At 41.5% G+C, this 26,961-nt stretch carries 24 protein-coding genes; 8 read left to right on the top strand and 16 right to left on the bottom strand.

All coding sequences use genetic code 11. The features are described from left to right. Positions 1-21 precede the first annotated feature (21 nt). The 4 genes from ACSQ2E_RS00555 to ACSQ2E_RS00540 form a co-directional block, all read right to left on the bottom strand. Positions 22-615: a hypothetical protein gene (locus ACSQ2E_RS00555; RefSeq protein WP_435988883.1), complete on the bottom strand. Its 594-nt coding sequence runs from the start codon at positions 613-615 to the stop codon at positions 22-24. 9 nt (positions 616-624) lie between these two features. Next, positions 625-1,803: an Alp7A family actin-like protein gene (locus ACSQ2E_RS00550; protein ID WP_435988882.1), complete on the bottom strand. Its 1,179-nt coding sequence runs from the start codon at positions 1,801-1,803 to the stop codon at positions 625-627. 544 nt (positions 1,804-2,347) lie between these two features. After that, the gene (locus ACSQ2E_RS00545; RefSeq protein WP_435988881.1) at positions 2,348-3,124 is read right to left on the bottom strand and encodes a 3-hydroxybutyrate dehydrogenase; all 777 of its coding nucleotides are present in this window, start codon (positions 3,122-3,124) and stop codon (positions 2,348-2,350) included. A gap of 20 nt (positions 3,125-3,144) precedes the next feature. Continuing rightward, the gene (locus tag ACSQ2E_RS00540; protein ID WP_435988880.1) at positions 3,145-4,431 is read right to left on the bottom strand and encodes a GntP family permease; all 1,287 of its coding nucleotides are present in this window, start codon (positions 4,429-4,431) and stop codon (positions 3,145-3,147) included. 180 nt (positions 4,432-4,611) lie between these two features. Between ACSQ2E_RS00540 and ACSQ2E_RS00535 the strand changes: the two genes are divergently transcribed. Both ACSQ2E_RS00535 and ACSQ2E_RS00530 read left to right on the top strand, forming a co-directional pair. Next, a complete protein-coding gene (locus tag ACSQ2E_RS00535; RefSeq protein ID WP_435988879.1) occupies positions 4,612-5,487 on the top strand; it encodes a LysR family transcriptional regulator in 876 nt (291 codons plus the stop codon). A gap of 106 nt (positions 5,488-5,593) precedes the next feature. Continuing rightward, entirely contained in the window at positions 5,594-5,995 is a 402-nt protein-coding gene (locus ACSQ2E_RS00530) for a carboxymuconolactone decarboxylase family protein (protein ID WP_435988878.1), read from the top strand. 206 nt (positions 5,996-6,201) lie between these two features. On the opposite strand, the gene essA is transcribed toward ACSQ2E_RS00530, so the two are convergent. From essA to ACSQ2E_RS00495, 7 genes are all read right to left on the bottom strand, one after another. Continuing rightward, positions 6,202-6,666: a type VII secretion protein EssA gene (gene essA, locus ACSQ2E_RS00525; protein WP_435988877.1), complete on the bottom strand. Its 465-nt coding sequence runs from the start codon at positions 6,664-6,666 to the stop codon at positions 6,202-6,204. A 7-nt stretch (positions 6,667-6,673) separates the two neighbouring features. Further along, on the bottom strand, positions 6,674-9,670 hold the full coding sequence (gene esaA / locus ACSQ2E_RS00520; protein WP_435988876.1) for a type VII secretion protein EsaA: 2,997 nt from the start codon (positions 9,668-9,670) through the stop codon (positions 6,674-6,676). Further along, the gene (gene essC / locus ACSQ2E_RS00515; protein WP_435988875.1) at positions 9,667-14,124 is read right to left on the bottom strand and encodes a type VII secretion protein EssC; all 4,458 of its coding nucleotides are present in this window, start codon (positions 14,122-14,124) and stop codon (positions 9,667-9,669) included. Before essC ends, esaA begins: the two co-directional genes overlap by 4 nt. A 15-nt stretch (positions 14,125-14,139) precedes the next feature. Next, positions 14,140-15,435, bottom strand: a complete 1,296-nt coding sequence (essB, locus tag ACSQ2E_RS00510) for a type VII secretion protein EssB (protein WP_435988874.1) — start codon at positions 15,433-15,435, stop codon at positions 14,140-14,142. A gap of 14 nt (positions 15,436-15,449) precedes the next feature. Beyond that, positions 15,450-15,689, bottom strand: a complete 240-nt coding sequence (locus ACSQ2E_RS00505; protein ID WP_435988873.1) for an EsaB/YukD family protein — start codon at positions 15,687-15,689, stop codon at positions 15,450-15,452. Between the two features lie 80 nt (positions 15,690-15,769). Then, entirely contained in the window at positions 15,770-16,063 is a 294-nt protein-coding gene (locus tag ACSQ2E_RS00500; RefSeq protein ID WP_034764875.1) for a WXG100 family type VII secretion target, read from the bottom strand. Between the two features lie 515 nt (positions 16,064-16,578). Next, complete coding sequence (locus tag ACSQ2E_RS00495) at positions 16,579-17,205, bottom strand: hypothetical protein (RefSeq protein WP_435988872.1); 627 nt, start codon at positions 17,203-17,205, stop codon at positions 16,579-16,581. 177 nt (positions 17,206-17,382) lie between these two features. On the opposite strand from ACSQ2E_RS00495, the gene ACSQ2E_RS00490 reads away from it, so the two are divergent. The 4 genes from ACSQ2E_RS00490 to ACSQ2E_RS00475 all read left to right on the top strand — a co-directional run bounded on the left by ACSQ2E_RS00490 (position 17,383) and on the right by ACSQ2E_RS00475 (position 21,868). Further along, positions 17,383-18,069 carry a response regulator gene (locus ACSQ2E_RS00490; protein ID WP_435988871.1) on the top strand — a complete coding sequence of 229 codons (687 nt, stop codon included), beginning with the start codon at positions 17,383-17,385 and terminating at the stop codon, positions 18,067-18,069. Continuing rightward, complete coding sequence (locus tag ACSQ2E_RS00485; RefSeq protein WP_435988870.1) at positions 18,066-19,070, top strand: sensor histidine kinase; 1,005 nt, start codon at positions 18,066-18,068, stop codon at positions 19,068-19,070. The genes ACSQ2E_RS00490 and ACSQ2E_RS00485 overlap by 4 nt, the downstream gene beginning before the upstream one ends. A 100-nt stretch (positions 19,071-19,170) precedes the next feature. Next, complete coding sequence (locus ACSQ2E_RS00480) at positions 19,171-19,932, top strand: ABC transporter ATP-binding protein (protein WP_435994347.1); 762 nt, start codon at positions 19,171-19,173, stop codon at positions 19,930-19,932. Further along, complete coding sequence (locus ACSQ2E_RS00475) at positions 19,922-21,868, top strand: FtsX-like permease family protein (protein ID WP_435988869.1); 1,947 nt, start codon at positions 19,922-19,924, stop codon at positions 21,866-21,868. Before ACSQ2E_RS00480 ends, ACSQ2E_RS00475 begins: the two co-directional genes overlap by 11 nt. 60 nt (positions 21,869-21,928) lie before the next feature. Here the strand turns inward: ACSQ2E_RS00475 and ACSQ2E_RS00470 are convergent, their stop codons facing one another. Genes ACSQ2E_RS00470 through ACSQ2E_RS00450 form a run of 5 tightly spaced genes read right to left on the bottom strand, consistent with a single transcriptional unit; the run spans position 21,929 to position 24,409 of the window. Then, positions 21,929-22,195, bottom strand: coding sequence for a hypothetical protein (locus tag ACSQ2E_RS00470; RefSeq protein ID WP_435988868.1), 267 nt, complete (start codon positions 22,193-22,195; stop codon positions 21,929-21,931). Positions 22,196-22,228: 33 nt separating this feature from the next. Next, positions 22,229-22,606, bottom strand: coding sequence for a hypothetical protein (locus ACSQ2E_RS00465; RefSeq protein ID WP_435988867.1), 378 nt, complete (start codon positions 22,604-22,606; stop codon positions 22,229-22,231). A gap of 30 nt (positions 22,607-22,636) precedes the next feature. Continuing rightward, the gene (locus ACSQ2E_RS00460) at positions 22,637-23,338 is read right to left on the bottom strand and encodes a hypothetical protein (protein WP_435988866.1); all 702 of its coding nucleotides are present in this window, start codon (positions 23,336-23,338) and stop codon (positions 22,637-22,639) included. Then, entirely contained in the window at positions 23,335-24,057 is a 723-nt protein-coding gene (locus ACSQ2E_RS00455; protein ID WP_435988865.1) for a hypothetical protein, read from the bottom strand. Before ACSQ2E_RS00455 ends, ACSQ2E_RS00460 begins: the two co-directional genes overlap by 4 nt. A gap of 13 nt (positions 24,058-24,070) precedes the next feature. Continuing rightward, positions 24,071-24,409, bottom strand: a complete 339-nt coding sequence (locus tag ACSQ2E_RS00450; protein ID WP_435988864.1) for a hypothetical protein — start codon at positions 24,407-24,409, stop codon at positions 24,071-24,073. A gap of 551 nt (positions 24,410-24,960) precedes the next feature. On the opposite strand from ACSQ2E_RS00450, the gene ACSQ2E_RS00445 reads away from it, so the two are divergent. Further along, entirely contained in the window at positions 24,961-25,473 is a 513-nt protein-coding gene (locus ACSQ2E_RS00445) for a PH domain-containing protein (protein WP_435988863.1), read from the top strand. After that, positions 25,470-26,888 carry a PH domain-containing protein gene (locus ACSQ2E_RS00440; protein ID WP_435988862.1) on the top strand — a complete coding sequence of 473 codons (1,419 nt, stop codon included), beginning with the start codon at positions 25,470-25,472 and terminating at the stop codon, positions 26,886-26,888. The genes ACSQ2E_RS00445 and ACSQ2E_RS00440 overlap by 4 nt, the downstream gene beginning before the upstream one ends. Positions 26,889-26,961 lie beyond the last annotated feature (73 nt).

Raw genomic sequence — 26,961 nt, 5'->3', positions numbered from 1 at the left:
GGGCCACACTCCAGGTTCTTGTTATTTATTCATTTGGGCAAGGAAGTCTCCTAACAGATCATCCATTGACTCTTCTTTAGGTTCCTCATTGACGGTTTCCTTGGGTTTCATGGCATTGTCCCAGTCGAAGTTGTCCAGTTCTTCATCTGTTGAGTACGAACGTTCATCCACTACTTCTTCAGGGATATCATCCATCACTTGATCAAGGGACCACTCTCTTCCGGTATCGTGACTTGCTGCCGATTCTTCCTGAAGATAAAGTGCTTCATCGATATCCAATGAATTACTGCTCAAAGAAGCAAGAAGGGAGGCAGTCCGTACCGGGTTTGAAAGCAACTGGTATACGATGCTTCCAAGCAGCGCTTCTGAGTGTTCATGCTTAAGCCAGTCACGTTGGGACTTGTCCAGACCCTTCGGAAGTGGAATCGTAATCGCTTCCCGCTGTTTGGAAATCGTATCATTTACCCCGTTTAGGACAAGCTCTGCAATTTTACTGGAGAAATTCCGTTTTTCTTTTTCTTTGAGCTTTTGTAAATGTTTTAAAACGTGGTCAGGTGTATCTGAAGGGATCCGAAATGTGATCGGCTGTCCCCTCGACATCCCTTTTTCAGTCATACCATCACCCTATTTGGTTTTCGCTAATTTTTGTTCTTCTTTCGGGGCTTGTTGCTTTTGTGTTTTTCTTGAGAAGTCGGCAATCAGCTTGTAGTAAGCATTGGCCATCATCCAGATACTTTCCTTCTCATCTTCAAAGAAGTCGATATTGTACCCATCAAGATTGTTGTTAAGCGTCTTGATATATTCTTTCAGGACACTAGACCCTCCACCGATGAAGTAGCAGATTTCCGTTTGGGAATTCTTTTGCCACATATTGCGAAGATGGCGGTACTGCTTCTTAGCCAGTTCAAGCATGATGCGGTCTACGATATCGTGTACGCTTGTACGACTACCTTTTACCATAATATGATTGCGGTCATTTTTCTTCGTGATGATTTCGACCACATCACGACGGCTGTCAAGCTCAATACCATGCTTCGAACGGATCTCCTCACGAATCAATTCAAGTGATTCAGATACACCCAGGTTAAACCCTTGAGCTTTATCATCGTCTACTTTACGATCTTTGATGACCGCGATATCTGTTGATAATCCACCAATATCCTGTATCAAGATGCGCTTATCGATCAAATCTTTGTTGATGATATTTGAATTATTATCCATCACAAGGTTGATAAAAGCAGCGAATCCTTCAGGATACACCTTCACTTCATCAAATTTAATATTTACTTTGATGCCTTGATAGCGTGGAGTAACAAGGAATTCGACCTGGTGAACCGAACCTAATAATCTTGAACGGTATCCAACATCTTTCCCTTCCTTTACTTCACGCAGGGGAAGTCCTGTTCCCAGTGTGTAGTTTGCTTCTATTACATTATTATTCTTTTTAAAATCTGATTCGTGACGCGCTGCATCCAGTGCGATAGAAGCAAACAGCATGACTAATGTTTGATCTTCTTCTGATTTACTACTGCCTGGATCCAGTTCAGTCGAGTTATTGCTCTTGGTCGCAAGATTACCGACACGATAAATTGCATTATTGTCTTTCAGGGCAGGGGAGTGGACACGGATATGTATGCCGTCTAGCGGGTCTTGTGTATCCAGCTCCTCGATACCGATGATAGGACGGTCTTCAACATCCCTTGCGATGACGTTCGGGATATTCACCTCAGCGTCCATTTTTCCAAACATACCTTTTAAAGAATCATTACCAACATCAATGGCTGCAATGCGAGAGTTAGTCATTAAAATCATCCTTTCATTCATGAGTAAGAATTTGTCAAAACATTTCCACTCTTACTCTCAGAGTATACAATTTCTCGTCTTCGGTCAATCCTACTTTTCTATCGAATATGGCAAGCGAGAGAGCGTTGAGTTGTATACACTTTTGTATCGTTGTATACATTAATTGTACACATACCTTAATAACAACATGTGTACTTGTTTGTGTACATGTGTACATATTTGTATACATTTGTATACGTTTTTGTTTACATGTATACAAATATGTAAACTCAGTGAATTTTACATATTCTTACTTCAAATCGTGCTCTTTCTACTACACTACGAAACTAGAAAACTACCTTTTTATTACATTTTAAGTAGATGGAAATTGAAGAGTGAAAAAAGATGTCCTGGGATAAAATTGATTCAGAAAGTGGCTAGGGATAAAAATGTCGGCGGAAGAACGTTTGTGTTGAAAATAGAAATGTCGTCTAACGACTCGATAAAAGGATAAAAAAAGACTTCAGCATTTAATACGCCGAAGTCTTATAAAGAATGAAACAATTTATTGTGCGGTATATCCGCCGTCGATGACGACCGCTTGTCCCGTTACACTCTTCGCTTGATCGCTGGACAGGAACATTGCGTAATCGGCAATTTCACTGACATCGAGCAAGCGTTTTTGAGGGACTAACGGATAGATGACCTCTTCCAGTACTTTTTCTAAAGGAACGTTGCGCGTAGTGGCAATATCCTTCAATTGTCCTCTTACGAGTGGTGTGTCAACATAACCAGGACAAATTGAATTCACCGTGATCCCGAAAGGAGCCGACTCCAGAGCCGCCACTTTCGTCAATCCGATCACGCCGTGTTTCGCACTGTTGTAAGCAGCTTTTCCAGCAAAGCCCACTAAGCCATTAATGGAAGAGACATTAATGATACGGCCAAACTTCTGTTCTTTCATGATTGGCAGAACATGTTTGATGGCTATGAAAGGGGCGGTAAGCATGATCTTGATCATAAGTTCAAACTTCGCTGTCGGGAACTCTTCAATTGGAGACACATGTTGTAACCCCGCATTGTTCACGAGTACATCGATGCGTCCATATTGTTTTTGGGCTGTGTCGATCATATTCTTGATATCTTCTTCACTCGTTACGTCAGCTTTAAGTCCAATTGCTTCATATCCAAGAGCTTTAAGTTTATCAGCAGCTGCTTTAACACCCTCTTCGTTCAAATCTGTCAGTACCACTTTACTTCCTTTTTCAGCATAGGATTTCCCTAACTCAAAGCCGATGCCGCTTGCTGAACCCGTAATTAAAACCACTTTATTTTCTACCATTTCAAAACACTCCTTTAATTTTATATTAATCCTATACTTGCCATGATGATCCCTGCTATGACTGCGATGGTAGGGATTACAAGACCGACAATAAACACATCTTTATAACAGTCTTTATGCGTTACATTCGTAACCGCCAGAAGCGTCAATAATGCTCCGTTATGAGGCAGTATCGATGCCCCGGAAGCAATGGAAGCCATGCGATGAAATGCTTCCGGACTGATTCCCGTCGATTGAGACAGTTGGTAATAGGTGTCGCCCAGTGCCTGCATGGCAATTCCCATTCCACCTGAAGCAGAACCGGTGATCATGGCAAGGATCTGTACGATCAATGACTCAGAGATCAAGGGATTTGACGAAATTCCTAATACTAGATCCGTGATGCGGTCAAAGTCAGGTACACTCGTCACGACTGCACCAAATCCTACTGCGGCACTGGTATTGATGATTGCCATCACAGAGCCCTTTGCCCCCTCATTAATGGAAGGGATGAATTTCTTATACCTGCTCACATTAATAAGGAGAATCAGAACAATCCCTGCCAGTAAAGAAGGAATGGCGTCCAATTTGATACCGTTCAATAACAAGACAACCAAAAGTAATGGCAGCAAAGAGACGATCCAATTCGGTAAAGCTTGTTGCTCTTCATTGGACCCTGCCCCTGCTTGACTGATTTCCTTAAAGGTATCCCCGCTTGCAGCCATTTTCTTCTGTCTGCCCACGAGCCACAGGTATCCCCCGACAGCCATGATGATTGAGGATACAATTCCCATCCATGAACCTGCCATTGGTGTCGTGTGGAACGTCTTCATCGGGATTAAGTTCTGTATTTGCGGTGTTCCCGGAACAGCCGTCATAGTGAACGTAAATGCCCCCAGTACAATCGTCGGTGCAATCAGCTTTCTTGAGATATCCGCGTTTCTGAATAATGCCAGAGCGATGGGATAGATGGCGAACACAACGACGAAGAGACTCACGCCCCCATAAGTCAGTACGGCCGAAGCGACCAGCACCCCAAGAATGGCTCGCTTCTCCCCAATCATCTTCGTGATCTGATAAGCGACAGATTTTGCTGCCCCTGTATCTTCCATTAGCTTCCCGAAAACGGCTCCCAGTAAGAAAATCGGAAACCATTGCTTGGCGAAATTCACGAACCCCGACATATAAGTGTCGGTGTACGTTTCCATCAGATCCATACCGCTCATCAGCGCGACAATGCCTGCGACGATCGGTGCAATCCATATGATGGACCACCCCAGGTAAGCGAAGACCATCAATAGCACCAATCCTATTAAAATACTAAACAACTTCTTTCCACCCTTCTAAAGAAAACAAAAGAGAGTGCACGCATTCGCACTACTCTTCAATCGTTTAAACAGTAATTATTTTGACGTAAGAAATTTTACTCTTCTCCTATTAATAAGTAAAATGAATTAAAACTATACTTATCATGCAAAAAAGTTATAGATTGAAAAGGAGAGAAACTATTGGATATTCGACAGCTTACCTACTTTAATGAAGTGGCCAAATTCAAAAGTTTTACGAAGGCTTCAAACGTTCTTCATCTATCCCAGCCCACCCTCAGTAAGATGGTACGGAGTCTGGAAGATGAACTGGACATGGAACTGATCGACCGGTCCGCACGGCAAATCGAATTGACGGAAGCGGGCGAAATCGTTTATGAACAGGGACAGGTTATCCTTGAATCTCTTGATCACTTATCGACTCATCTGTATGACTTAATGAACTTAAAGAAAGGGAAAATCAAAATCGGGATCCCGCCTTTGATTGGTTTTTTATTTTTTCCAAGCATCATAAAGGAATTTAAAACATTATATCCGGACATCCAGATACAGCTGAACGAGTATGGTGCCAATAAAGTGGAGGAAGAAGTGAGGGATGGGAGGCTGGACCTTGGTGTGGTCGTCTTACCGATGGATGAAGAGCAGTTTGATGTCGTCCCCTTCGTTTCCGAGAAACATATGCTATTTGTTCATCACTCTCACCCATTGGCGGAAAAAGATTCGGTGGAAATGAACGAATTACATGACGAGGACTTCATCCTCTTCAGTGAAGACTTTGCCCTGCATGACAAAATCATTGATGAGTGCAGAAAAGCGGGATTTTATCCTAAGGTCGCCTATGAGAGTTCACAGTGGGATTTCATAGGTGAAATGATCGGGCAAAATCTTGGCATTTCCATCTTCCCTCAATCCATTTCTAAAAAAGTGGACCAGGGAGTCGTCAAATCCATTCGCATCGTAAACCCAGTCGTTCCCTGGAACTTAGGGATCATCACGAAAAAAGGACGATATGAATCTTTTGCTGTTCGTGAGTTCAAGAAAATGCTGGATGATCGATAAAACATATAACTATTTTGCATACTACCGATAAATTATATGTATTTTACGCATATATACTTTCAGCGTTATAGTATTCCTGTAGCAACTTAGACAGGAGGAATGGAAGATGAATCAAGACAGATATCAACTCGGATTGGATAAACTGATGGAATACACACTGACCGATAACAAAGAAATCGCCACTCATCTCAAAATCTCTGAAGCACTGGAAGATATCGCTCCCGATGTGGCAAAATACATCATTGAATTTGCCTATGGTGAAATATATTCCCGAAAAGGATTGACGAATAAGCAACGTGCCCTCGTCACCATTTCCTCCCTTGTGACACAAGGAACGGAGCCTCAGCTTGAGCTCCATATCAACACTGGACTCACAGCAGGGCTTACGGAGGAAGAAATCGTCGAGAGCATCACTCATTTAATCCCATATACAGGGTTCCCACGCGTTCTTAATGCCTTAACGGTGGCGAAAAAAGTATTCGCTATCCGTCATGAAGATAAACACTGATCTAAAAAAGAGACCTGAATGAATTGTCAGGTCTCTTTTCGTCTAGATTGCTTTATTAGGTCTTTCACTTCTAATACCAACCTTACCCCTTAGCAAGGTCGATATGACGAAATTAAGGGGCTTCTGTGCATTTATATAGGGTGGTGAATGAGACTTATAACTAATAAAGGAAGAGGTGCCCATATTTCGCTGGGCACCTCTTCTTATTATTTCAATCCCTGTTTTCTTTGAGCCGTTCTATTCCAGATGATAATAACCATGATGAGAAGTAATACACAAATCCCTACAAATACAGCAATCAAAAGAGAAAGGGAAGAAGAGGATTGACTGTCTTCTTCCAATCCACCTAATCGTGCCGATTCGGATTGACTAAAAAGTTTTAGATTTACAGCTTTTGCTTTTATTGTATTGGTATCTTTTTCTTCATTGTAGAAAATTTTATCTTTCAACTCGTTCAATCCGTTGCTTGGACGTCCTTCAAAGGTCAGGTTCTTCTGTTCATCGGGAATTCGGATCTTCTGGTTTGTTGATGACTGATCATGGATGAGGTCACTATTTTTTTTGAACTTATTTTCCTGATAGTCGTTTGGAATCAATTCATTTATGCTTGTACCTGCAAAAATAGGTGAACCGAACATCATCATTACACTGACGATGGAGGTCAGGAGCAAAAGGATTTTACCCCTCATAAGCTTCTGTTGTCTCGTCGGTTTGTTTGATGGATCGTTTATTCAACAATACCTGTAAGACGGCAAGGCCGATCACGACCAATCCCAAAACGATGACCGCTTGATTGAAAAGTGACTCCGTGCCGTATTGAATCGACATATACACAGTAGACATCGGATCTTTAAAATTGAAATTCGGCGTAGTCAAGGCTAATAGTGGTGTCACAAACAGGGTGATGAGTCCCACAGAAACAAACCAGCCCACTAAACGATGTGCCACAAAAGCCACTCTGACCAGTCCAGATGCAGCCAATAAAAGGAGAATCGTAAAGATCGTCCACTCGACTGAACGGGATTCCACCAACGGATAGATGTCCAGACCGTACAAGCTGATCACAAATCCGACAATTAGATTCAGGAGAAGAAAAATGACTCCTTGAATCCAAAGAGGGGCATTTTGAAAGTAATAACTTGTATATCCGATAAGCAAGCTGGATAACAAGATGATAAACAGAATAACGACCGGTGGAAGAACGCTCGCACTCTTCTCTTCCGGAACATCACCCTTTACATTTAAAGGATTTGTTAAGAAATCATATACATACCCATTGGATTGCCCGTCAACGAACGCATTCCCAAGGACGCTGAATACATCATCACGGATTAATTGAGTGGAAGCTACATTCGTTGCCCACTTATTATTCAAGGTATCTGCATCACTTTGAACATTGGACACATTTGATTGAAGCTCGTTCGTATAGGAAACGATTGTATTTTGACTTTCACTCACTGTATCCAGGAAGGAATGGATAGACTTGATTTCACTTCCGATTTGCTTTTGATTCCCTACTAAATCAGGGCCTGCTGCTCCTGTGACAGGCGTTGGAGCAGCTTGTTCAGGTTGCTGGATTCGATTTAATACATTTGTTGCTTCTTGATTAATCGCATTCAGGCTCTCTGTAACCTGTGATTGCTGATCATCTATGGTTTGATTGTATTCAGCAGCAAATACAGTGTATGAGTCTTGAAGTGTGATAAGGGCATCCTCAGTAGTCGGCAACCCTGTATTTAATTGTTTCCACTCCGCTTGTTCAGTCTGACTCACTTTCAATATCTCATTGACCTCATTTTTAAGCTCTTCATCCTGAAGAACGGCCGCTTTCACTCCATTCTCCGTTAACATTCCATTTAGAGTCGCTTCATACCGATCGAGGTAAGAATAGTACTGTAGAAGATCCATAAGCTTATAGTTATTAATCCCTCGGGAAAAATAGCCATATAAAGTGTTTCTTCTATTTTCCGATAAAGCGGCCGAGTTCAGGATTGAACTCTCTTTATCCTCAATTTCGGCAACGATATTCGAAATGTTGTCTGAGAACATCTCCAATTGGTTTAAGAGAACTTCATTTGTCTCTGTCAATGTCTTTACTTGATCTTTGAGTTCTTGATTTTCGGTTGTAAGAGTTTTAACCTGTTTGGTCAGTTCATCGATTTTATCAATCAATGTTTGATTATCTTTAAGAAGTCTTGATACTTCTGCCTTTAGTCTATCCACTTCAGCTTGAAGAGGGTTTTCAGAGCTATTCTTTTTCTCTTCCAACTGCGTTCTGACCTTCGAGATGCGATCATTGATCGTATGAATAGTGGTCACAGCATCCGTTATGTCTTTAAGTGTTGGTACTGTTAATTTAGTCAGTGTTTCTTTCAACGTATCAATTTCTGTTGAAATGGCCGTCAGTTCCGCTATTTCCGGTTCTAAATTCGGTGGTGCAGGAGGAGGATCATTTGGTTCCCCTGGCTCGGGCTCACCTTCCTGTGAGGAAATGACGACCTGTTGAGGTTCGGGATCCTCTCCATCTTTTGGCGGCTCTGGAATTTCAGGTGGGGCAGGTGGATTGAAGATCTCCCCATCTCCTTCAGCCAACTTATTATTAAGTTCAAAGATATTTCCTTGCAGGTTATTCAGCGTCGTTGTGTCCTGTAATTGCTGATAGAAATTCAACACTCTTTCCTGAAAAGAATAGAAGTCTTCCACTTGTCTGCCTACTTCTTCAAATCTACGCTGCTGGAGGTCAGTAAATACCTCTTGGTTTGTATCCATATTGTTATTCAACTGGGTCAAACCTGCCGTTAAAGCCTCACTTTGTTCTGAGAAGAGTGATTTGGACTTTAAGTAACGCGGCTGCTGATTTTCAGTTGATTCGTTGATCATCTGTACGGATTGAGACTGGATATCCGCTAATAACTGCTTTTGTTTATCTTGGTATTCTCTATACTGATTCACATATTCTACGAAGCTTGAAAGGCTTTGTTCAAAGGATTCAAGTGAATTTTGCTGCTCCGGTGCCCGACTGTCCGCCTGCTGGATCGAGTTTTGAAGGTTTGATAGCATCGATGTCTGCTGTTCGATCTGGCCAGCGAGATCCTTTGAGCTAGGTTTATAGAATGCCAGCATCGTTTCTTGGAACGTCTGTTCTTTTTGTAAAATTTCATCGAATTCTGCCCGGATATTCTCCATATCCGCTGATACATAGTTCCAATAAAGGGAGGACATTTTATGATTGACCCTTTTGGTGGCTTTTTCGATTTCCAGCTGGACCTTTTCCTTATTTACGGCATTCAGTTGGCTTTGGACTTTAAAATTCAAGTTTGTCTTTTCCGGTCTTTCTTCATCATATGTCATGACTTTGTCAGAGAAGTCCGAAGGGATATAGACCACTGCGTCATATTTTGAACTTTGAAGACCGTTTTCTCCTGCACTTCTGCCAACGACTGTCCATTCAAAGGATGATTGATCCTCTAGTATGGACGTCACATCCCCACCAAATGACAAGGGATCCCCATCTACTTCTGTCCCTGCATCTTCGTTCACAATGGCAATGGCTTTAGTGGCGTTTTCTTTTACTTTCAGCGGGTTTTCACCTACTGAACGGAAGAATAGAAGAGGAGTTGCAAGAATCATCATGACCGCTAATAAAAGTTTGAACAGGCTTACCTTCTCTGTCATGCGTGTACTTTCCTTTCCGTTACCATAAGTGGTATTTGAATTTTTATTTCTTTTCCATTCTCAATATAATAACCAAAACCAGGCTGGATTTCCGGCTCTCTCCGGTCATAACTGAGAGTGAATAGAGTTTGTTCTGATTTCTTCATCAACACAAGGGCTTGTCGAATTTGTTTCATTTCAACCGTCAATGTATCGTAGCCTTTCGTTAACTCACTGTTGTTTCCGGAAACGATCACACAGAAGCCTAAGTGACTGTAATTTTTCATGCACTTCACAATTTTGTCCTGGAGAAGGGGATCCAGATTTTGCAGGAATCTTGCATACCCGTCCACGATCAACATTACAGGAGAGAAGGATGGGAGAGTGCTTCCCTTTTGAATGGATAAGTTATATTGCTCTTCTCTTGAACTGAATAACTCCTCCACTCTGTTAAGCCACATGGAAATATGCTCTTTATTTTCCATATATACAACCTTTTCTTCCCTCATCAAATTCGATAATCCCCTGTCTATGGAATCGAAGATCGCAATATGTTCACTGTCCTGGAGGAGTGCTGTGTTGGCTAATACTTTCAACACATTTGTTTTCCCTTTTTGTGCCTGTCCCAATACGAGGCAATGCTTTGTTTTCTTGAAGTTCACATACACTGGTTCAACCGTCTCTTCATCCAGCCCGATCGGCAGCAGGCCAGCTTTCCTTCCTGAATCCGTGTACTGGGTGAAGTTGACCATGGTCAGTTCTGTCGGCAGCATCGGCACCGGTTTAGGTGAAGACAAGCCTTTATATTTCTCTTTTAATAACTGAATATCTTCTTTCAACAGATTCAGCTGTTCATAATCATCCTTCCCTTCAGTAGGAAGGAAGACTTGGGAGAAGTAAGCCGTGTCTTTCTTAACGATGGCCCTTCCCGGAATGGCTTCCGGGGAAAAAGGTAACCTCCCTAACATCGTATAAGCCTCTGAACTGTCCATTAAATAGTGGACAATTTTCGTTTTGAGATTATTCATCAACGACTGTCGTACAGAATTTACTCGTGTAGCTGTAAAATACATATATACTCCAAGCGATTGGCCGTCCCTAGCAAACTGATTGATCTGCGTTTCAAGCTCCTGCATTTCTTCTTTGACCAGATCAAAATTATCAATGGTCACGAATAAAAGAGGAAGTTTATCTTCACTTACAGTGTTATACATTTTGATTGAACTGACCTCTTGTTTTTGGAACAGTTGTTTTCTGCGTGCCAGTTCATCGTCTAAAATCCCAATGAACTTCTCTATTTTCCTCTCCTCATCAATCAGGAAGTAATCTGCCGTATGAGGCAGTTGCTTCAGTGGCAGCAATCCGCCATTCCCGAAGTCGAGAAGATAATAATGGATCTCTTCCGGGGTAAACTGTGTAGCCATACCCATTAATAACGTAATGAGCGTTTGGGTCTTCCCGTACCCGGATGAACCGAAGATACCGACATTTCCATCCTCAATCACCTCATAATGATAAGGGGTTTGGCTCTGTTTCTCCGGTTCATCCACCATCGAGAGGAGGATTTTATTCTCCTCAGTCTGGGCGAATCCTGTTCTGTAAATCCGATTGGACAATGGAGGGAGCCAAGGACTGGATAACTTTTTCAAGTCCATTTGATTCTGTAACGCTTCTATCCGATCGACTACAGCGTCGATTTCACTGGTCATGTCTTTTTGACTGCCGGGATTTGTCGATACTTCTGATAAAGGAATGAGTCCGAGATCCGTGACGATCGCCACTTCATCTTCTGCTTCAAAGGACTCCTCCTGGTAAGGGGCACCGCTCCAGGCTGATTGGAATAAGTCATACACCTCATTGTTTCCAACCTGCAGGTATCCCCTTCCTGTCACCGTCAGGGAAGCAGCATCCCCGTTTTTGAGGATTTCACGGCTGTCCTCTGTGTTTTGCACTTTCAATGCTACTCTGAAACGGGCATTACTCCAGATTTGATTGTCTATGACACCGCCCGGCTTCTGGGTGGCCAGAATAAGATGAACCCCCAGGCTACGACCGATACGGGCTGCACTGACCAATTCTTTGATAAACTCCGGCTCTTCACTCTTTAATTCCGCAAACTCATCCGAGATCAGGAATAAATGAGGAAGGGGCTCTTCCGTTTTCCCTTGTTTGTAGAGGCGGGTGTAGTCGTTAATATGATTCACTTCATAACGGTCGAATAAGCGCTGTCTCCGTTTCAACTCACTCTTAATGGAGGCAAGCGCCCTGGTACTGAAGTTCTTACTTCCCTCGATGTTGGTGATCGTCCCTAATAAGTGAGGGATGTTCTTGAACGGTTGAGCCATTCCGCCGCCCTTATAATCGATTAACAGAAACGCTACTTCATGGGGATGGAAGTGAACCGCTAACGATAGAATATATGTCTGCAGGAATTCACTCTTACCTGATCCGGTCGTTCCTGCAAGTAATCCGTGAGGTCCGTGTGCCTTTTCATGCAAGTTAAGTTCAACTATATCTTCCTTACCTTTTAAGCCTACAGGCACAGCCAGCGACTTAGCTGATTCTCTCGATAGCCAATTTTCTTCAATCGGCAGTTGATCCACATCCCTTACTCTGAGCATGTCGAGGAAAGACACGCTTGCAGGGATCGAGTTGGTCATCCCGATCTGATGGTTGAGGGTTCGCAGGGTTCTGGCATATTTCTCATTTCCATCATGCTCATACCCATCCATAGTGAAAGGGATCTTTACGGCTTTTTTATCTTGAATCAGGATATCCCCTTCGTTGTCATTAATATAACGGACAAGGGTGTGAACATTATCTGATAGGCTTTCTTTTGCCTCTGCCGCGAATATGACAGACATCCCCAAGTGTCCATACTCCCCTTCCAGGTATTCAAGGATCACATGGTCAGAAATAAGCTGATGATTCGTGATGACAAAGACGAAATGAGGAGCATATCTTACCTTTTCTGAATCTTCATCTATATCTCTTTCACGCAGGATTTCATAAATGGAGGAGAGGATTTGATCCCTCGTTTTCTCATTGTAAATAAACCCTTTTGCAAAGGACTGCGGTAATTGAAAATGGGGTAACCATTTCATCCACTCCCAATCCTTATACTCTTCTTCATGAAAGATGGAGATGAATCGTACATCATGGTAACTATGAAAGAACGTCAATTGGCCGATAAGCTGGTGAATCTCGTTTTTGTAGACGGACTCTTTCCCAATCAGACCAATTGCCCCTTTATGAAGATCGGCAGTTACCGGTAATTGTTCGATTTCCCGATAGGCCTCTTCTAACTTCTGTGACTCCTCCAATAGCTCATCCATTTCACGATTGGACATATCGGAAGAATTCACCGAAATACTGTAACTGGCAGGTAACTTCCCCCTGCCCAACCGGAACTGCAGGAAGTCGGGACTTTCGATCGTTCTCTCCCAGAGCCTGTCCGATAGTTGCTCTGTAAGATATTTCATCCTTTCAAAAGAAGGGAAATGAAATTGAAGGACGTCAGATTGTCTCCCCGCAAGGGATTGAAGCTCTTCCCTTTTATTCTCTAAGTATTGAGTATAGATGCGTTTTCTGCGTTCCTGAGATTTCTTCTTGCTGCTTTTATCTTTGAAGAACTGGACGGTCGATGTTACAAGGGTGGTGGTGAACATGACCATCGAGATGATGATGAATATCCCCCTCGGGATTACAATGGCTACAATTCCCATGACGATCAGCATCATGAGTGGAGGAAGGATAATTAACCACAGACTCCGGTTTGTATCACTTGATTCCTGACTCGGAAAGGACAATTGAACTTTTTCATCCGGCAGATCGTAAACCATCCTCGGGGTGCGGCGGTAATTGGGATATTTCTTCTGCATCTCGGACAACGGTCTCACAGTCTCCACCAACGAAGTCTGATAGTCTTCAATACTATGTATCTCGATTAAATCATCCTCTAACAGGGTAACGGATAAGAAAGCAGTAAATAGAATGTCACCTGTTTGGAGCTTCTGTTTTCCTGTAACCAGGTGACCATTTAGATAGAGAGAAGAAGAATCACCTGTTTCCACTATCCATCCACCATCGGAATCCTTATACCAGAAGCAGCTTGCTTCCCTGTTCCCGTATGGATGATAGATCGTTGCTTCAGGATTCATGGTCGACATCCTGATTTCTTCTTTATGTCCTATATAATAGATTTCAGCCTTTGGTTTGAATGAAGTGATGATGATATGCAGCTCATTATCCTCAAGCCGAACGCAATGATCACTGCCTGGTTCAAGGATGCTTCCTTCCTCCCCTTCGTGATGAAGATGGAATGTTGATCCGGAATACTCTATTTCAATAGCTGATGGCAAGGATAAAATAGTGATCGTATCTTCTATATGGGGACCTAGTGTAATTTTTTTGTTTTCATCCTTCAAAAGGATTGTTTGATAATAATGGTCGTGAAAAACCCATAGGGCATACATGTGTTCACCCCCCTGTTAGTTTGTTTTTTTCTTATCATCTTTTGTTTTTGATTCTGAAGGTTCAGATTCTGCTCCGTCCGTAGCCGGTTCCGCTTTATCTTCAGCCTGCTGCGGTTGCTCCAGTGACTCAGTCGGCTGTGAAGTTTGTTCCTCTTCCAATGCCTTCATTTCTTCTTCATATTCAGCAATTTCACTTTCTATTTCATTTAATTCCTGTTGTCTTTCTTCACTATCAAGGTCTCCGTCAGCCTTCACTTGTTCCCTGTATTTCAAGAGTCCAAATAGGATCAGGTCACGGTCTTCTAAGAAACGGGCTGTTTCCAACGCTTCCTTCGCCTCCCCTCTTCCGATATTAATCCAATACTCATAATATAGAGGATCTGATTGAAGCGAGACCGTGTTACGCACATTTTCCTTTTGATCCTCGGTCAAGGATTCATTAATGATATAGGAAAGGGCAAGCTGGTATTGAGTGACCTTGGGTATTTCGTCAATTTCGTATGGTTGGAGCTCCGTCACAACGTCACTATATTTTTCAAGCAGGAAACTCTCCTGCGCCGCTACAACCCTGTCCTGCTTTGGATTCATGAAGAAAAGAGAATAAATGGAATAAAGGATTGCAGGGACTAAACATATAGAGACCCCAAGGAGAACATACCGATTGACCTTCCATTTCTTCTTGCTGACCTTCACGTATAAACGTTCAGATTTTTTGGCCTCTGCGATGAAATGATTCAACACTTCACTTAATTCCTGTAAGCTACCTGCTTCCAGAATAGCCTTTGTAAGGGAAGATAACTTCAATGTTCCATTGAATTTTAAGTAGTCCTTGAAACTATGCTGTGAATCTACAATGGCTGCTACTGTGGCTTTCGTTTCTTTAAGCAGCAGCTCTTGGTCTCTTTCGTATGGGGGAAGACTCTCTTTCACACCGTAGTGAATGAAATGAGGTGTCATTCCCTGGTCAAACACAATGTTTTCGGGACATATAATGAGGTGGAGGCGTGACAGTGTATGTCTTTGAATTTTCTGCACCAACTGATAAGCAGTCATCAAACGTTCTTTCTCATTTGCCTTTAATTGAGGATGAAACGAGAAGGACTCCGGTACGGTATTCACCATGCATAATTCATCATTTTCCATGGTGATATCTCTTTGAATGGAAGGGGATAACTCCTTTAGGAAGCCGATCTCTGTTACGTCATCCAATTTAATCTTCTCTTTTTGAAAAATCAGCGTGATACGATGATCTTTTCTATGTATTACGGCTTCCAGCTTTTCTTGTAAGTAAGATCCACTATTTTGTGCCATTCTATTGGTCTCCTTTATAAAATTTCAATTCGATCTCCTGTGTGGATCCCTGCATCAACAAGCCGCATATTGCCTGGAACCACTTTATGCTTGTTGGCAATCCGGATCCAATAGCCATCCCTGGTTTCAGCCGTAAGTTTTTGGGACTGCCATACAAGATCAATCAGTTTTTTCACAGTATGATAATTTGATAGTCTGAGATCGAAAGAACTCTCATCATAACGATTAAGATCAATGGTGATTTCTATATACATGTCCGGGTTCACCTCATAAGGAAGGAGCGCCCCACATAATGATAAGCGCTCCTTCAGGTTTAAAATGGATTGGGATAGACTTATCCGCGAATTTGATTAGCGATCTGAGCATCTGCATCTTCAAGAGACTTGGCTGTGCTGGTCAACTGCATAGAGATGTCTTCAAGAAGTTGTTGCATTTGCAGGAATGAAGGACGAAGTGTTTGATATTGCTCACCGAACGCACGGCTTGATTCACCTTCCCACATACCTTCCAACTCAGATATCATATTGTCAAGGCGTGAAATCTGTTCACCAACTTGGCTGCTTTCGCTTGTGTATCGGTTTGACATACTAATCAATTCTGCTGGGGTAACACGAATAATTCCTGACATGTAATTCCTCTCCCTTAATTAAAATTGGTGGTAATCATCTATTTCAAATCAGAATACCCAAATAAGAAACATGAAATCAACTAAACTATGTAACCCTTTTTTACTCAATATCCTTAAAATTACAATTGTTTCCACACTTCCAATATCATACTATTATAAACATACATATAAACACAATTTTTACAGGAAAAAGGAAACTTTATAACTACAGGAATAATCAATTACAGGTCATTTGATACAAGATCCACTATCATTTATTAGGTAAATAGTACGAAAACAATTACTATCGGCTCCCCGGTATTCATGAATCTGGAGAATAAAGATTGGATAATCTTATCAAATAGTTACAAGTACTTACTATATATCCTTATTTTTACTTTAATAAACCGCATTTTTAATAAAATTTTCTTATATAGAATTTTTTTAAAAAGATTCATTTAGCACCTAAAAAAACCTAACTCCTTTCATTCTGGAATTAGGTTTTGACAGAAAAAAGTTCATTTAATTTTATTCACTTATAATTCTTCTACATTTTGTTTCGGTTCATTCAGGTCATACGTCACATTATACTCTTCTGCAAGAAGTTTCATGTCCGAGTGATAGGCGTCCACCAGTTTGTAATACTCCTCCATTTTGGCATTGGATTCATTGATCAAACCTTCATCCTGGTCTTCAATCGCCTTCTTTTCGAGAATGAGGGCATCATAAAAGGTCTGGGTTGCCGTCACGACGCGGTCCCCCATTTCTTCAAGTTCAGGGATCTCAGCCTCAATGCCCTGGGCTTCATTCAATGCTTTCTTGTAAGCTGGAATGGTGTTGGTGGTCAATTCCCTGTAGACGGTTTGATCATCCGTATAGTTGACTCCTGATACGGAAGCCAGTGACTGGAAGGCGACGACTTCATATTCCGCTACCTTATAGATATCCTCGTTGATGAATCGAAGGATTGCCTTTTGCTTATCTGCTTCCCTCGTCTTTTCACTTTCTGGTTCATCACTGATCAGATCCACTTTCTCATTCTCTTTTTTCTTGCTGGCGGTCTCGGCCTCCACTTCCTGATCCTTATTAATCGAAATCTGCACTTCACCACATCCACTTAACAGAACGGCTGTTATCAATGCTAACCCGAGAAGTTTCTTCATGATTTAATTCCTTTCTTATGCAATTTGGTCAATTGCTTTTAGAAATTAAATACCCATCTTTTGTAAAAATAATCTAAATATTTCTAAATAAAACAGTTCCTATCTTCAGGCATATGGCAAACATATGAGATTTCCTATACAATTTATGTAAACAGCAAGTTAGAGTGGTGAAAGAAATTGAAATTATTACTAATCGAAGATGATACAACCCTATTCAATGAAATAAAGGAACGGCTTTCCCAGTGGTCCTATGAGGTATATGGAATCAACGATTTCAATCATGTCATGCAGGAGTTCACAGAGGTGAAACCGGATCTTGTGATCATTGATATTCAATTGCCTAGATTCGACGGCTTCCACTGGTGCCGGATGATCCGCACGCATTCCAATGTGCCCATCCTGTTCCTGTCTTCCCGGGATCACCCGACGGATATGGTCATGTCCATGCAGCTTGGGGCAGATGATTTCATCCAGAAGCCCTTTCATTTCGATGTCCTCATCGCAAAGGTCCAGGCCACTCTCAGAAGGGTGTATAACTATAACACCGAACAGGTGAGTATCAAGACCTGGTGCAGAGCAACCGTTGATTTTGAACGGAATACGGTATCCAATGAGATCGGTTCTATCGATTTGACGAAGAATGAAATGTACATATTAAAGCTTCTAATCGAACAGAAGAATAAGATTGTCAGCAGAGATGCGCTGATGAACAGCCTCTGGGACGACAAGCGATTCATCAGCGATAACACGTTGACCGTCAATGTGAACCGCCTCAGAAAGCGCCTTGAAGAGATCGAATTGGGCCGTTTCATTGAAACGAAAGTCGGGCAGGGGTATCTGGCCATTGAAGAGGGTTCGCCATGATCCGTACATTCTTATGGGAACGGAAAAGCTGGATTTCGTTCGTGCTTGGACTCCACCTGTTATGGATCTTTATCGCCTCTATCGATAGGGCCATCCCGTTACAACCGATCATGTATATGGTGTTTCTGTCTCTGCTCTTTTTCATTGTATTTGTGTTCATCCGATATCAGAAGGAAATCCGATTCTTCAAGCGTCTGAAAGAATGGGATCATAATCTCAATATTACAGGGCTGGATGCCCCGGATACTCCATTCCAGGAAATCGTTTCGGATAGTCTATCGGAGCAGGCGAACCTTTTGAGAAAGACAGCATCTGAGAATCGAATGATGCTCGAACAGGAAAAGGACGACCTTCTGTCCTGGATCCATGAAGTGAAAACCCCACTGACGGCGATGCATTTGATGATTGAACGTTTGGAAGACGAACCTTTGAAGTCTCATTTAAAATATGAGTGGCTGCGCATCCACCTTTTGTTGGATCGGCAGCTGCACCAGAAGCGTATGTCTTTTATGAAGAATGATTTATACATTGAGGACACCGATCTCGAGTCTGTCATTTTTCAGGAAATAAAAACCTTACAATCCTGGTGTATTCAGAAGGGGATCGGATTTGACATTCAACTCAAGATCACAAACGTGTTGAGCGATGCGAAGTGGCTCGCTTTTATGATCAGACAGCTTTTGACTAACGCCGTTAAATATAGCTCTAAATCGGACATTGTCATATTAAGCGAAAAAAGAAATGGTAAAGTGGCTCTCACCATTCAGGATTTCGGCAGGGGGATCGACTCCAGGGACCTGGCAAGGATCTTTGAAAAAGGATTCACTTCGACCACTGACCACAATGATACCGCCTCTACCGGCATGGGCTTATATTTAACCAAGAGAGTTTCAGAATCTCTGCTGATTTCCATAGAGATAGAATCCAAACGGGGAGAAGGGACCCGGGTCACCCTCATATTCCCGGAGAAAAATGATTTCGTCCAACTTACCGGCGTGTGACAAAAATGTCACATGCTTTTCTATTTTGTTCGAACAATAAAAGGAAAACAAACTTCCTGCTTTTTATAATAAAGGTATCAAATCAAAGGAGTTTTATATGATGACAATACTAGAAGCAAGCAAACTTCATAAAAGCTACGGAAATAAATTCAATAAGCAGGAAGTGTTAAAGGGAATCGACCTGTCGATCCAAAAGGGTGAATTCGTCAGTATCATGGGGGCGTCGGGTTCCGGAAAGACGACTCTCTTAAATGTCCTATCCTCCATCGACAAAGTGAGCGAGGGCTCGATTAAAATTGAAAGCAATGAAATGACGATGATGAAAGAAAAGCAGCTCGCACAATTCCGAAAGCATCACCTCGGCTTTATCTTTCAGGATTACAACCTGCTCGACACGTTAACGGTGAAAGAAAATATCCTTCTGCCATTATCCATCACCAAGACCCCTAAGAAAGAAGCTGATCAGAAATTCAATGACCTTGCTTCCGAGCTAGGGATCCTTGAACTGAAAGATAAATATCCGAACGAAATCTCCGGGGGGCAGAAACAGCGGACATCAGCAGCCCGTGCCTTCATCCATGAACCAAGCATTATTTTCGCAGATGAACCGACGGGTGCCCTCGACTCGAAATCAGCGTCAGATCTTCTGAATAAACTGAGCGAGCTCAATCAAAAGCTGAAGGCGACGATCGTCATGGTCACACATGATCCCGTTGCGGCAAGTTACTGTAGTCGGGTCGTTTTCATCAAGGACGGTCAAATTTATACGCAATTAAATAAAGGTGAACAGGAAAGACAGCATTTCTTCAGTGACATCATGAAAACCCAAGGAGTGCTTGGCGGGGTGCAGAATGAACATTAATACCTTGATCTTCAGGAATTTGAAGAAGAACCTGAAGAATTATTATCTTTATGTATTTGCTTTAGTCTTTAGTGTTGCCCTTTACTTCGCCTTCGTGACCCTCCAGTATGATCCGTCCATGGATGCAGCGAAGGGAACCATCAAAGGTGGAGCAGCCGTCAGAGCCGCTTCTGTCTTGCTTGTGGTCATCGTCTCGATTTTCCTTTTATACGCCAACACCCTCTTCATTAAGAGAAGAAGCAAAGAAATCGGGTTATTTCAGCTAATCGGCATGACAAAGAATAAAATCTTCCGCATTTTAAGTGTGGAGAATTTCATCCTTTATTTTGGATCTTTGATACTGGGTATCTTGATCGGGTTTTCCTTCTCCAAATTAATCATCATGATTTTATTCAATATAACCGGCGTTGATGCGATTGCCACATTGCATTTCTCGACTAAGGCCCTCATCCAGACCGTTATCGTGTTCTGTGCGATTTACTTGCTGATCATGCTGATGAACTTTGTATTCATCAAAAGACAAAGCATCTTATCACTATTCAGAGTCCGATCTTCAACGGAAACGAAAGTGAAAAAGATGTCCAAGCTTGAAATGGTCATTGGGGTTTTCGGAATCATATTGATAGCTTCCGGGTATTATGTATCTTCCAAATTGTTTGGCGGCGACTTCACGACCATGACTCAACTGTATGGAGCCATGCTCTTTATACTCGGCTCCGTCATTCTCGGAACCTACCTTTTTTATAAAGGGTCCGTCAGCTTTATTTTCAATGTGATCCGTAAGAAAAAGAATGGCTACTTGAACATTAACGAGGTCCTGTCCCTTTCATCCATCATGTTCCGGATGAAATCGAGTGCCTTACTGTTGACGATCATCACAACGGTTTCGGCTCTGGCTATCGCCCTACTGTCATTGAGCTATATCGGATATTACTCAGCTGAAAAAACGGCTGAAAATAATGTTCCTGCGGATTTTTCATTAATAAACAAACAAGACTTCAATGATTTTAAAGAAGCCCTTTTGAATAAAGGTATTGAATTCAAAAAAGAGGAGATTGAAGTCATTAGAGTTCTCGTGAACCTGGAAGACATTGCAGACTCTGAATTCAGTGAACTGAACGGATCACAAGATGCCATGCCTACTGCTGTCATCAGTGAAAAAAGTGTAGAAGGTATTGACGTAAAAGAAGGTGAAACAGTCTTTACAGGCTATAGCGATTTACTTCAAAAGCTAATGCCACTACATGATTCCGGTAAGATAGAGCTGAAAGGAAAAACGAAGAACATAAAGCTCAAATACTTGGGAATGCGGGATGAATACCCGATTTCAGGGTGGTTTACAGGGTTTGGTTCCCCTGCGGTCATTGTGGATGACCATGTTTTCCAGGAATTGAAAAAGGATCTGGATCCAGAAATTCAGAGGGAGTCCTCACTGTATATCGGTGTGAACATCGAAAAGGAAAAAGACTTAAAGAAAGCAAACGACCTCTTTCATGAGTTAAATCTAGTTGAAAGATGGGGGAACGCTTCACAGTACGACATGAAAGCTGAACAAAAACAAAACATCGGCCTCACGATGTTCATCGTCGGGTTCCTCGGCCTCACTTTCCTGATCACATCTGGTTGTATTCTGTACTTTAAACAGATGGACGAAAGTGAAGATGAGAAGCCGAACTATACGATTTTACGAAAATTAGGATTTACTCAAGGAGACTTGTTGAGAGGCATTCAAGCCAAACAGCTCTTCAGCTTCGGAATCCCTCTCCTCATCGGACTTCTACACAGTTACTTTGCGGTCCAATCCGGATGGTTCCTGTTCGGAGCCGAAGTCTGGACGCCGATGATCATCGTGATGGTCTTATATACGGTGTTGTATTCAATCTTTGGTGTATTATCGGTTTTGTATTATAAAAAAGTGATTAAAGCGTCGCTATAATGGAAGGAGCCATCCCTTGATGTAGGGATGGCTCTTTTATTTAATACCGAATCCTTTTACCTATTCCAATATCCTGGGACGTAAACAAGCAATGAATGAGAGCAGAATAAGTAACGCTTCAACCTGGATGCCAAATAACCATACATAACTATCTCCATCCGGAGCCCAACTGTTCTTATTCAATAAGAATAGAAGAATAGAAAAGAGAAGGAAAACATTACTTTTCCAGTAAAAAATAAAGCCTCGTTTTAAAGAGAAGAATTTCTCATCCTTATTTTTAACTTCTTTATTCACTTTTGAAAGCTGAATAAGTTCTTCCTTTGACATGCTATATCCCGCCTTTCCACCATTTCATAAATGTTAATTAAAGATTCCAATTATCCCAAAGCCAATCCAAACAAGAGATAGGAAAAAACATAAGGCCAGGAGCTTATTCACTAGAAAAGGAAGGCGGTTTAATATGTTTTGTATATAGTAGTTAAGACCCGATGTAAAGATAGCCGTGTACTTATTAAAATATCCGATTAAACTCTCTTTTCCTTCGAAGACATTCACTTCGTATAAAGCAATAACCAATCGCTGAGTAAAAATAGAGCAAAAAGCAAACACACCATTTGCTGCTATCATTAATGGAATATAGGAACTGGGTAAAGGAACATTTATTCCATATAGCGAACATGCAATCAAGGTAAACACCACAAACACAAGGATAAATCCTACTACTTTCTTTCTTGACATGTAATTCCCCCCAAAAAAAATGATTCCCCGTTAAATTCCCCTCTTCCTTTTAGGTAAACCAAACTGAGGGTACAACTTCTTAACGGTTTCTTCATGTTTCAAAATAAAATAGTATTTATGAACGGATACTGAAAAAAAGGCGGTGAGTATCGATAGGATGGACACTCCCGTAACGATGATGATCATAGTAAGAGATTCCGTCATGAACGTAGAAAGCAAAAAATGAACAATGACATACCCTATACTCGAAGCAGTTAAAATAGGTGATAACGTAACCTTCTGATCATTTCTCTGCAGTCTTGCATACGTCCCGGAATACAACAATCTATGATTAAATAGCTGGAAAAACACCAGCAATCCCAGTAGTAACAACGCACCTAAAATAAACGGGACCCTACCATCCAATCCGGCATATACATACAAATATTTTTGAATCACCAAAAAACACACATATGTATTCACGATGCCATATATACCGAAAAACAGGTAGTACGACTTTTCAAACATAAATGGGGCAACCAAATAAACGATTGCCCATATATGTATAAATGCCACTGGTACAACAGCTGGCCAAAAATATGCGTAGGAGAAAGGCTCTCCCAAAATGGGAAGGAGACCAATGATGTCTAAAAAAAAGATAAAGAATGTAATGATATTTCTCCTATTCTCTTTCGGTGTTTGCAAATTCAAGTAAGATAATGTGATTGGGTCAATATCCTTATGTTTGTTCATGTCATCTCCCCTTTTTCCTCACTCACCGTTCGTTCTCTTTTCGGTAACCCGAATTGGGGATAAACCTGTTTTACCTTCTCGATACTTCTTCTGATATAAATATATTTATGGATGCTTGTAGAAAAGTAGGCGGTCGCCACAGAGAGGATAGAGAACACGCCAATGATCATAAGGATTTTCACTGATTCTACAAAAAAGGAAGATAAGATTACCTGTGCCAGTACGTACCCAATGCCTGAGGCTGTGACAATAGGAGAAAGGTTTACACTCTTTTCTCCTTTCTGAAGACGTGAGTACGTTCCCGAATACAATAAGCGGGTATTCATCCAATTCATGATGAAAAGGAGGGATACAAATAAAATTGAGCCTAAAATCAAAGGGGTTGTTCCGAATATTTGAAAATGAGAATATATCAATTTTTGTATCACTAAAAAGTACACGAAGGTATTGATAACCCCGTACACTCCGAAAAATAAATAATAGGATTTTTCAAACGTATAAGGGGCAATTACATATGAAATGGCCCACAGGTGAATGAATATCACCGGAATCATGCCACCCCAAAATAACGAAGGAATCAAGGGCTCTCCCAGAAGGAAAAGCACACCAATGAGATCCAGAAAAACGAAAAAGAACACCAGTATATTACTCCTGTTTTCTCTGGGTGATTGGAACCTTAAATAAGACAGAGTAATATCATCTACCTTTTTCTGCTTCAACGATAAAATCCCCCTAACCAAACTTCCTGAAATCCTTTGGTTTCCCAAAATCAGGATACATTTTCAGCACTTTTTCATTATTTCTTTGTATATAAATATACCGGTGAACGAAAGTTGATAAATAAGCAGTCACGATGGATACAACAGTATACGCCATCATTAATATAATCATAAAAACTGAGTCAGTGAGCATATAAGACATTAAAAACTGTGCAGCAACGTATCCAAAAGTTGAAAAAGCGACAATCGATGAAATAGTAAATGGAGACTTTCCATCCTGGATTTTGACATAGGCACCGGAAGAAAGCATTTTCACATGAAAAACCTGAATAAAAACCAATAGCAACACCATCAACACTAATCCTATGTAAAAGAAGCGACTGCTTTCTACACCGATATGAAGATATAAAAGCTTTTGAATAACAAGGAAAAATACATACGTATTTACAACCCCAAAAATTCCAATGTATAAGTAATAAGACCGTTCAAATTTGTAAGGAGCAACGATATAAAGAATACCCCAGAGATGAATAAAAACAGCAGGTGCCAGTGCAGCCCAGAAAAAAGAGGAAGAAAAAGGAATGCTCAGTAAAGGAAGCAATCCTAAAAAGTCCAAAAGTAGGATTAGAAACCCTATCACATTTCTTCTGTTTTCTTTAGGAAGCTGCATATTGCTCAGGTACACACGGGTAATATCATCTATATCTTTCAGTTTCTTCAGCTCTGCTCACCTCAATAGTCGTACATTCATCTAAAATTTACCATATCACTCACTATATCACAGAAATTTCTTACTGATAGTATCTATCAGTAAGAATCACTTAATAGATGTCATGATTAATTTCCATATTCTATGAAACTTTTTGTTTCTTAAAACCGTAAATATAGACAGAGGTGAACCATATGTACTTACATATAACAGAACCAACGGAAACCATATCAAACAATGCCACCAAAGTCTGGCGAATCTCCAACACGATTGGGCATACAACTGCACTGCTCATCATAGGAATTTTTATATTTTGCACCAACCAATTCGATTGGTATGACTGGGTTGAAATCGTCCTATACATACTAGGAGTTCTACTCATTCTTTCTGCCATTTTCTCCATCTTCATTGAACCTGTTTATCTGCAAAGAACATGGCGCTACCAGGTTGACCGGGAATTTGTCCAACTGAAATTCGGGAAGTGGCAGCAGCAGCACGTTCTGATCCCAATGGAAAAAGTGGAATACGTCCGAACCGAGCAGGGTCCGATCATGCGTCGGTATGATCTTTATGACCTGGAAATCGGGACCACGACTTCCAATCATAAAATACCGGCCATCTCATCCGATATTGCAAAATCATTAAAAACAGAGATTGCCACCTTCGCAAAAATAAGGGATGCCGAAGAAGGAGAAATGGGCGCATGATCAAACCTTCGAAACGATATCATCCCGCGTATATTCTTGTTGAACTGGTATCAATCGTTAAGAACCAGTTTGGATTCTATCTCCTCCTGTTCATCCTGAAGGCAAACTCAACTGCCGGATGGGTAGTATGGGGCCGCTATGCATTGTTAATCGTGACAGCGGGTTCTGTTGTCTCTATTTTTACCAAATGGTTCTCAAACCGCTATGAATTAGGAACGAAGTCCATCATCTTCAAAGAAGGGATGGTCATTAAAAAGCAAAAAACCGTTGCCTGGAACCGGATCCATAGCCACAGGTCCCATACCACCTTCGTCCATCGCTGGTTCGGATTAACCTCTTTAACAATGGAGACCGGGACAAACGACGAGGACTCTACCTGTCATTTTCCTGTTATTACACAGGCTGAAAAGGCACGAATCCTGACTCACCTTGAACAAACTCAGGAATTGACTGAATTGGAAGAAAAGACGATACCAGAACGAAGGGTACACTTCCAGACGACCAGGAAGGATCTGATCAAAGCATCTTTTACCTCACTCAGCTTCCTGGCGATCTTCCCGTTATTAAGTGCCGTCTATTTCAATTTGGCAGACTTCTTTGCCATTGAGAAATCTGCGGAAAGTGCCTGGCATTATCTCCTTGGACATGTATGGATTCTTGTCACTTTATTCCTTGCTGCCATGTTGCTGTCCATTTTGATTGGCTTCGTGAAAACGTCTATTAAGTACGGAAACTATGTCATCACTGATGATCACGAACGGATTTATATCGAGAAAGGGATCGGGAATGAGGTAAGCTTCTCTATTCCAAAGAATAAAGTACAAGCAGTCAGAGTGGAACAATCCATTGTCAAAAGAATGATAGGAATCGTATCCATTAAATTGATCAGTGCCGGTTCATCCGAAGAGGACATCAGTTCGTTTTATCCGTTTATGCCGAAAAAGGAAGCGTATGAGATGCTGCATGCCATCCTTCCCCAGTTCCCAGTTAATGAGGAGATGGAACGCTTTCCTGTAAAAGTCCTTTGGCTGAAGCTTATCCAGCCGTATTATCTGACAATCGTTGCGATTGCTGGGTTCTGGATCTTCAAGATTGAATGGATGTGGATGGCAGGGGTGATCTTTGCCGTTACCATTTTCCTGAGATTTCTAGATTACTGGTATACGAGCTATTCACGGCACGGGCAAACCATCCAAATACGTAAGGGAGGATGGATCAATGAAACCTTCATTACACATCGTAATCGGATCCAGCAGGTAATGGTAAAGCACTCTTTTCTCGAGCGGAAGTTTGGTGTGGCTACCATCACGTTTTCAAACCGGGCAAACCCCACCCATGAAAGTTTATTGTTTGGAATATCAAGTGAGGAAGCTGAAACATTTTATCGATGGTACTATCATAAATCCGTCTCTTAGGGAGACGGATTTGTTTTAGCCCCTGCCCTTTTGTTTGTATTTTTCACATACAAGGGATACTGCGCAAAAATGT

It is taken from the genome of Rossellomorea sp. LjRoot5, from assembly GCF_964253455.1.
Taxonomy (GTDB): domain Bacteria; phylum Bacillota; class Bacilli; order Bacillales; family Bacillaceae_B; genus Rossellomorea.
This window is presented reverse-complemented; position numbering and strand designations above follow the sequence as displayed.

What these genes read in the sequence shown, in the direction of transcription:
- esaA (WP_435988876.1), bottom strand. Translation starts at nt 9,670, where the DNA reads ATGACAGAGAAGGTAAGCCTGTTCAAACTTTTATTAGCGGTCATGATG.
- ACSQ2E_RS00440 (WP_435988862.1), top strand. Translation starts at nt 25,470, where the DNA reads ATGATCAAACCTTCGAAACGATATCATCCCGCGTATATTCTTGTTGAA.
- ACSQ2E_RS00480 (WP_435994347.1), top strand. Translation starts at nt 19,171, where the DNA reads ATGACAATACTAGAAGCAAGCAAACTTCATAAAAGCTACGGAAATAAA.
- ACSQ2E_RS00470 (WP_435988868.1), bottom strand. Translation starts at nt 22,195, where the DNA reads ATGTCAAAGGAAGAACTTATTCAGCTTTCAAAAGTGAATAAAGAAGTT.
- ACSQ2E_RS00500 (WP_034764875.1), bottom strand. Translation starts at nt 16,063, where the DNA reads ATGTCAGGAATTATTCGTGTTACCCCAGCAGAATTGATTAGTATGTCA.
- ACSQ2E_RS00545 (WP_435988881.1), bottom strand. Translation starts at nt 3,124, where the DNA reads ATGGTAGAAAATAAAGTGGTTTTAATTACGGGTTCAGCAAGCGGCATC.
- ACSQ2E_RS00505 (WP_435988873.1), bottom strand. Translation starts at nt 15,689, where the DNA reads ATGTATATAGAAATCACCATTGATCTTAATCGTTATGATGAGAGTTCT.
- ACSQ2E_RS00450 (WP_435988864.1), bottom strand. Translation starts at nt 24,409, where the DNA reads ATGGTGTTGCTATTGGTTTTTATTCAGGTTTTTCATGTGAAAATGCTT.
- ACSQ2E_RS00465 (WP_435988867.1), bottom strand. Translation starts at nt 22,606, where the DNA reads ATGTCAAGAAAGAAAGTAGTAGGATTTATCCTTGTGTTTGTGGTGTTT.
- ACSQ2E_RS00445 (WP_435988863.1), top strand. Translation starts at nt 24,961, where the DNA reads ATGTACTTACATATAACAGAACCAACGGAAACCATATCAAACAATGCC.
- ACSQ2E_RS00530 (WP_435988878.1), top strand. Translation starts at nt 5,594, where the DNA reads ATGAATCAAGACAGATATCAACTCGGATTGGATAAACTGATGGAATAC.
- ACSQ2E_RS00485 (WP_435988870.1), top strand. Translation starts at nt 18,066, where the DNA reads ATGATCCGTACATTCTTATGGGAACGGAAAAGCTGGATTTCGTTCGTG.
- ACSQ2E_RS00555 (WP_435988883.1), bottom strand. Translation starts at nt 615, where the DNA reads ATGACTGAAAAAGGGATGTCGAGGGGACAGCCGATCACATTTCGGATC.
- ACSQ2E_RS00550 (WP_435988882.1), bottom strand. Translation starts at nt 1,803, where the DNA reads ATGACTAACTCTCGCATTGCAGCCATTGATGTTGGTAATGATTCTTTA.
- ACSQ2E_RS00460 (WP_435988866.1), bottom strand. Translation starts at nt 23,338, where the DNA reads ATGAACAAACATAAGGATATTGACCCAATCACATTATCTTACTTGAAT.
- ACSQ2E_RS00495 (WP_435988872.1), bottom strand. Translation starts at nt 17,205, where the DNA reads ATGAAGAAACTTCTCGGGTTAGCATTGATAACAGCCGTTCTGTTAAGT.
- ACSQ2E_RS00475 (WP_435988869.1), top strand. Translation starts at nt 19,922, where the DNA reads ATGAACATTAATACCTTGATCTTCAGGAATTTGAAGAAGAACCTGAAG.
- essC (WP_435988875.1), bottom strand. Translation starts at nt 14,124, where the DNA reads ATGTATGCCCTATGGGTTTTTCACGACCATTATTATCAAACAATCCTT.
- essB (WP_435988874.1), bottom strand. Translation starts at nt 15,435, where the DNA reads ATGGCACAAAATAGTGGATCTTACTTACAAGAAAAGCTGGAAGCCGTA.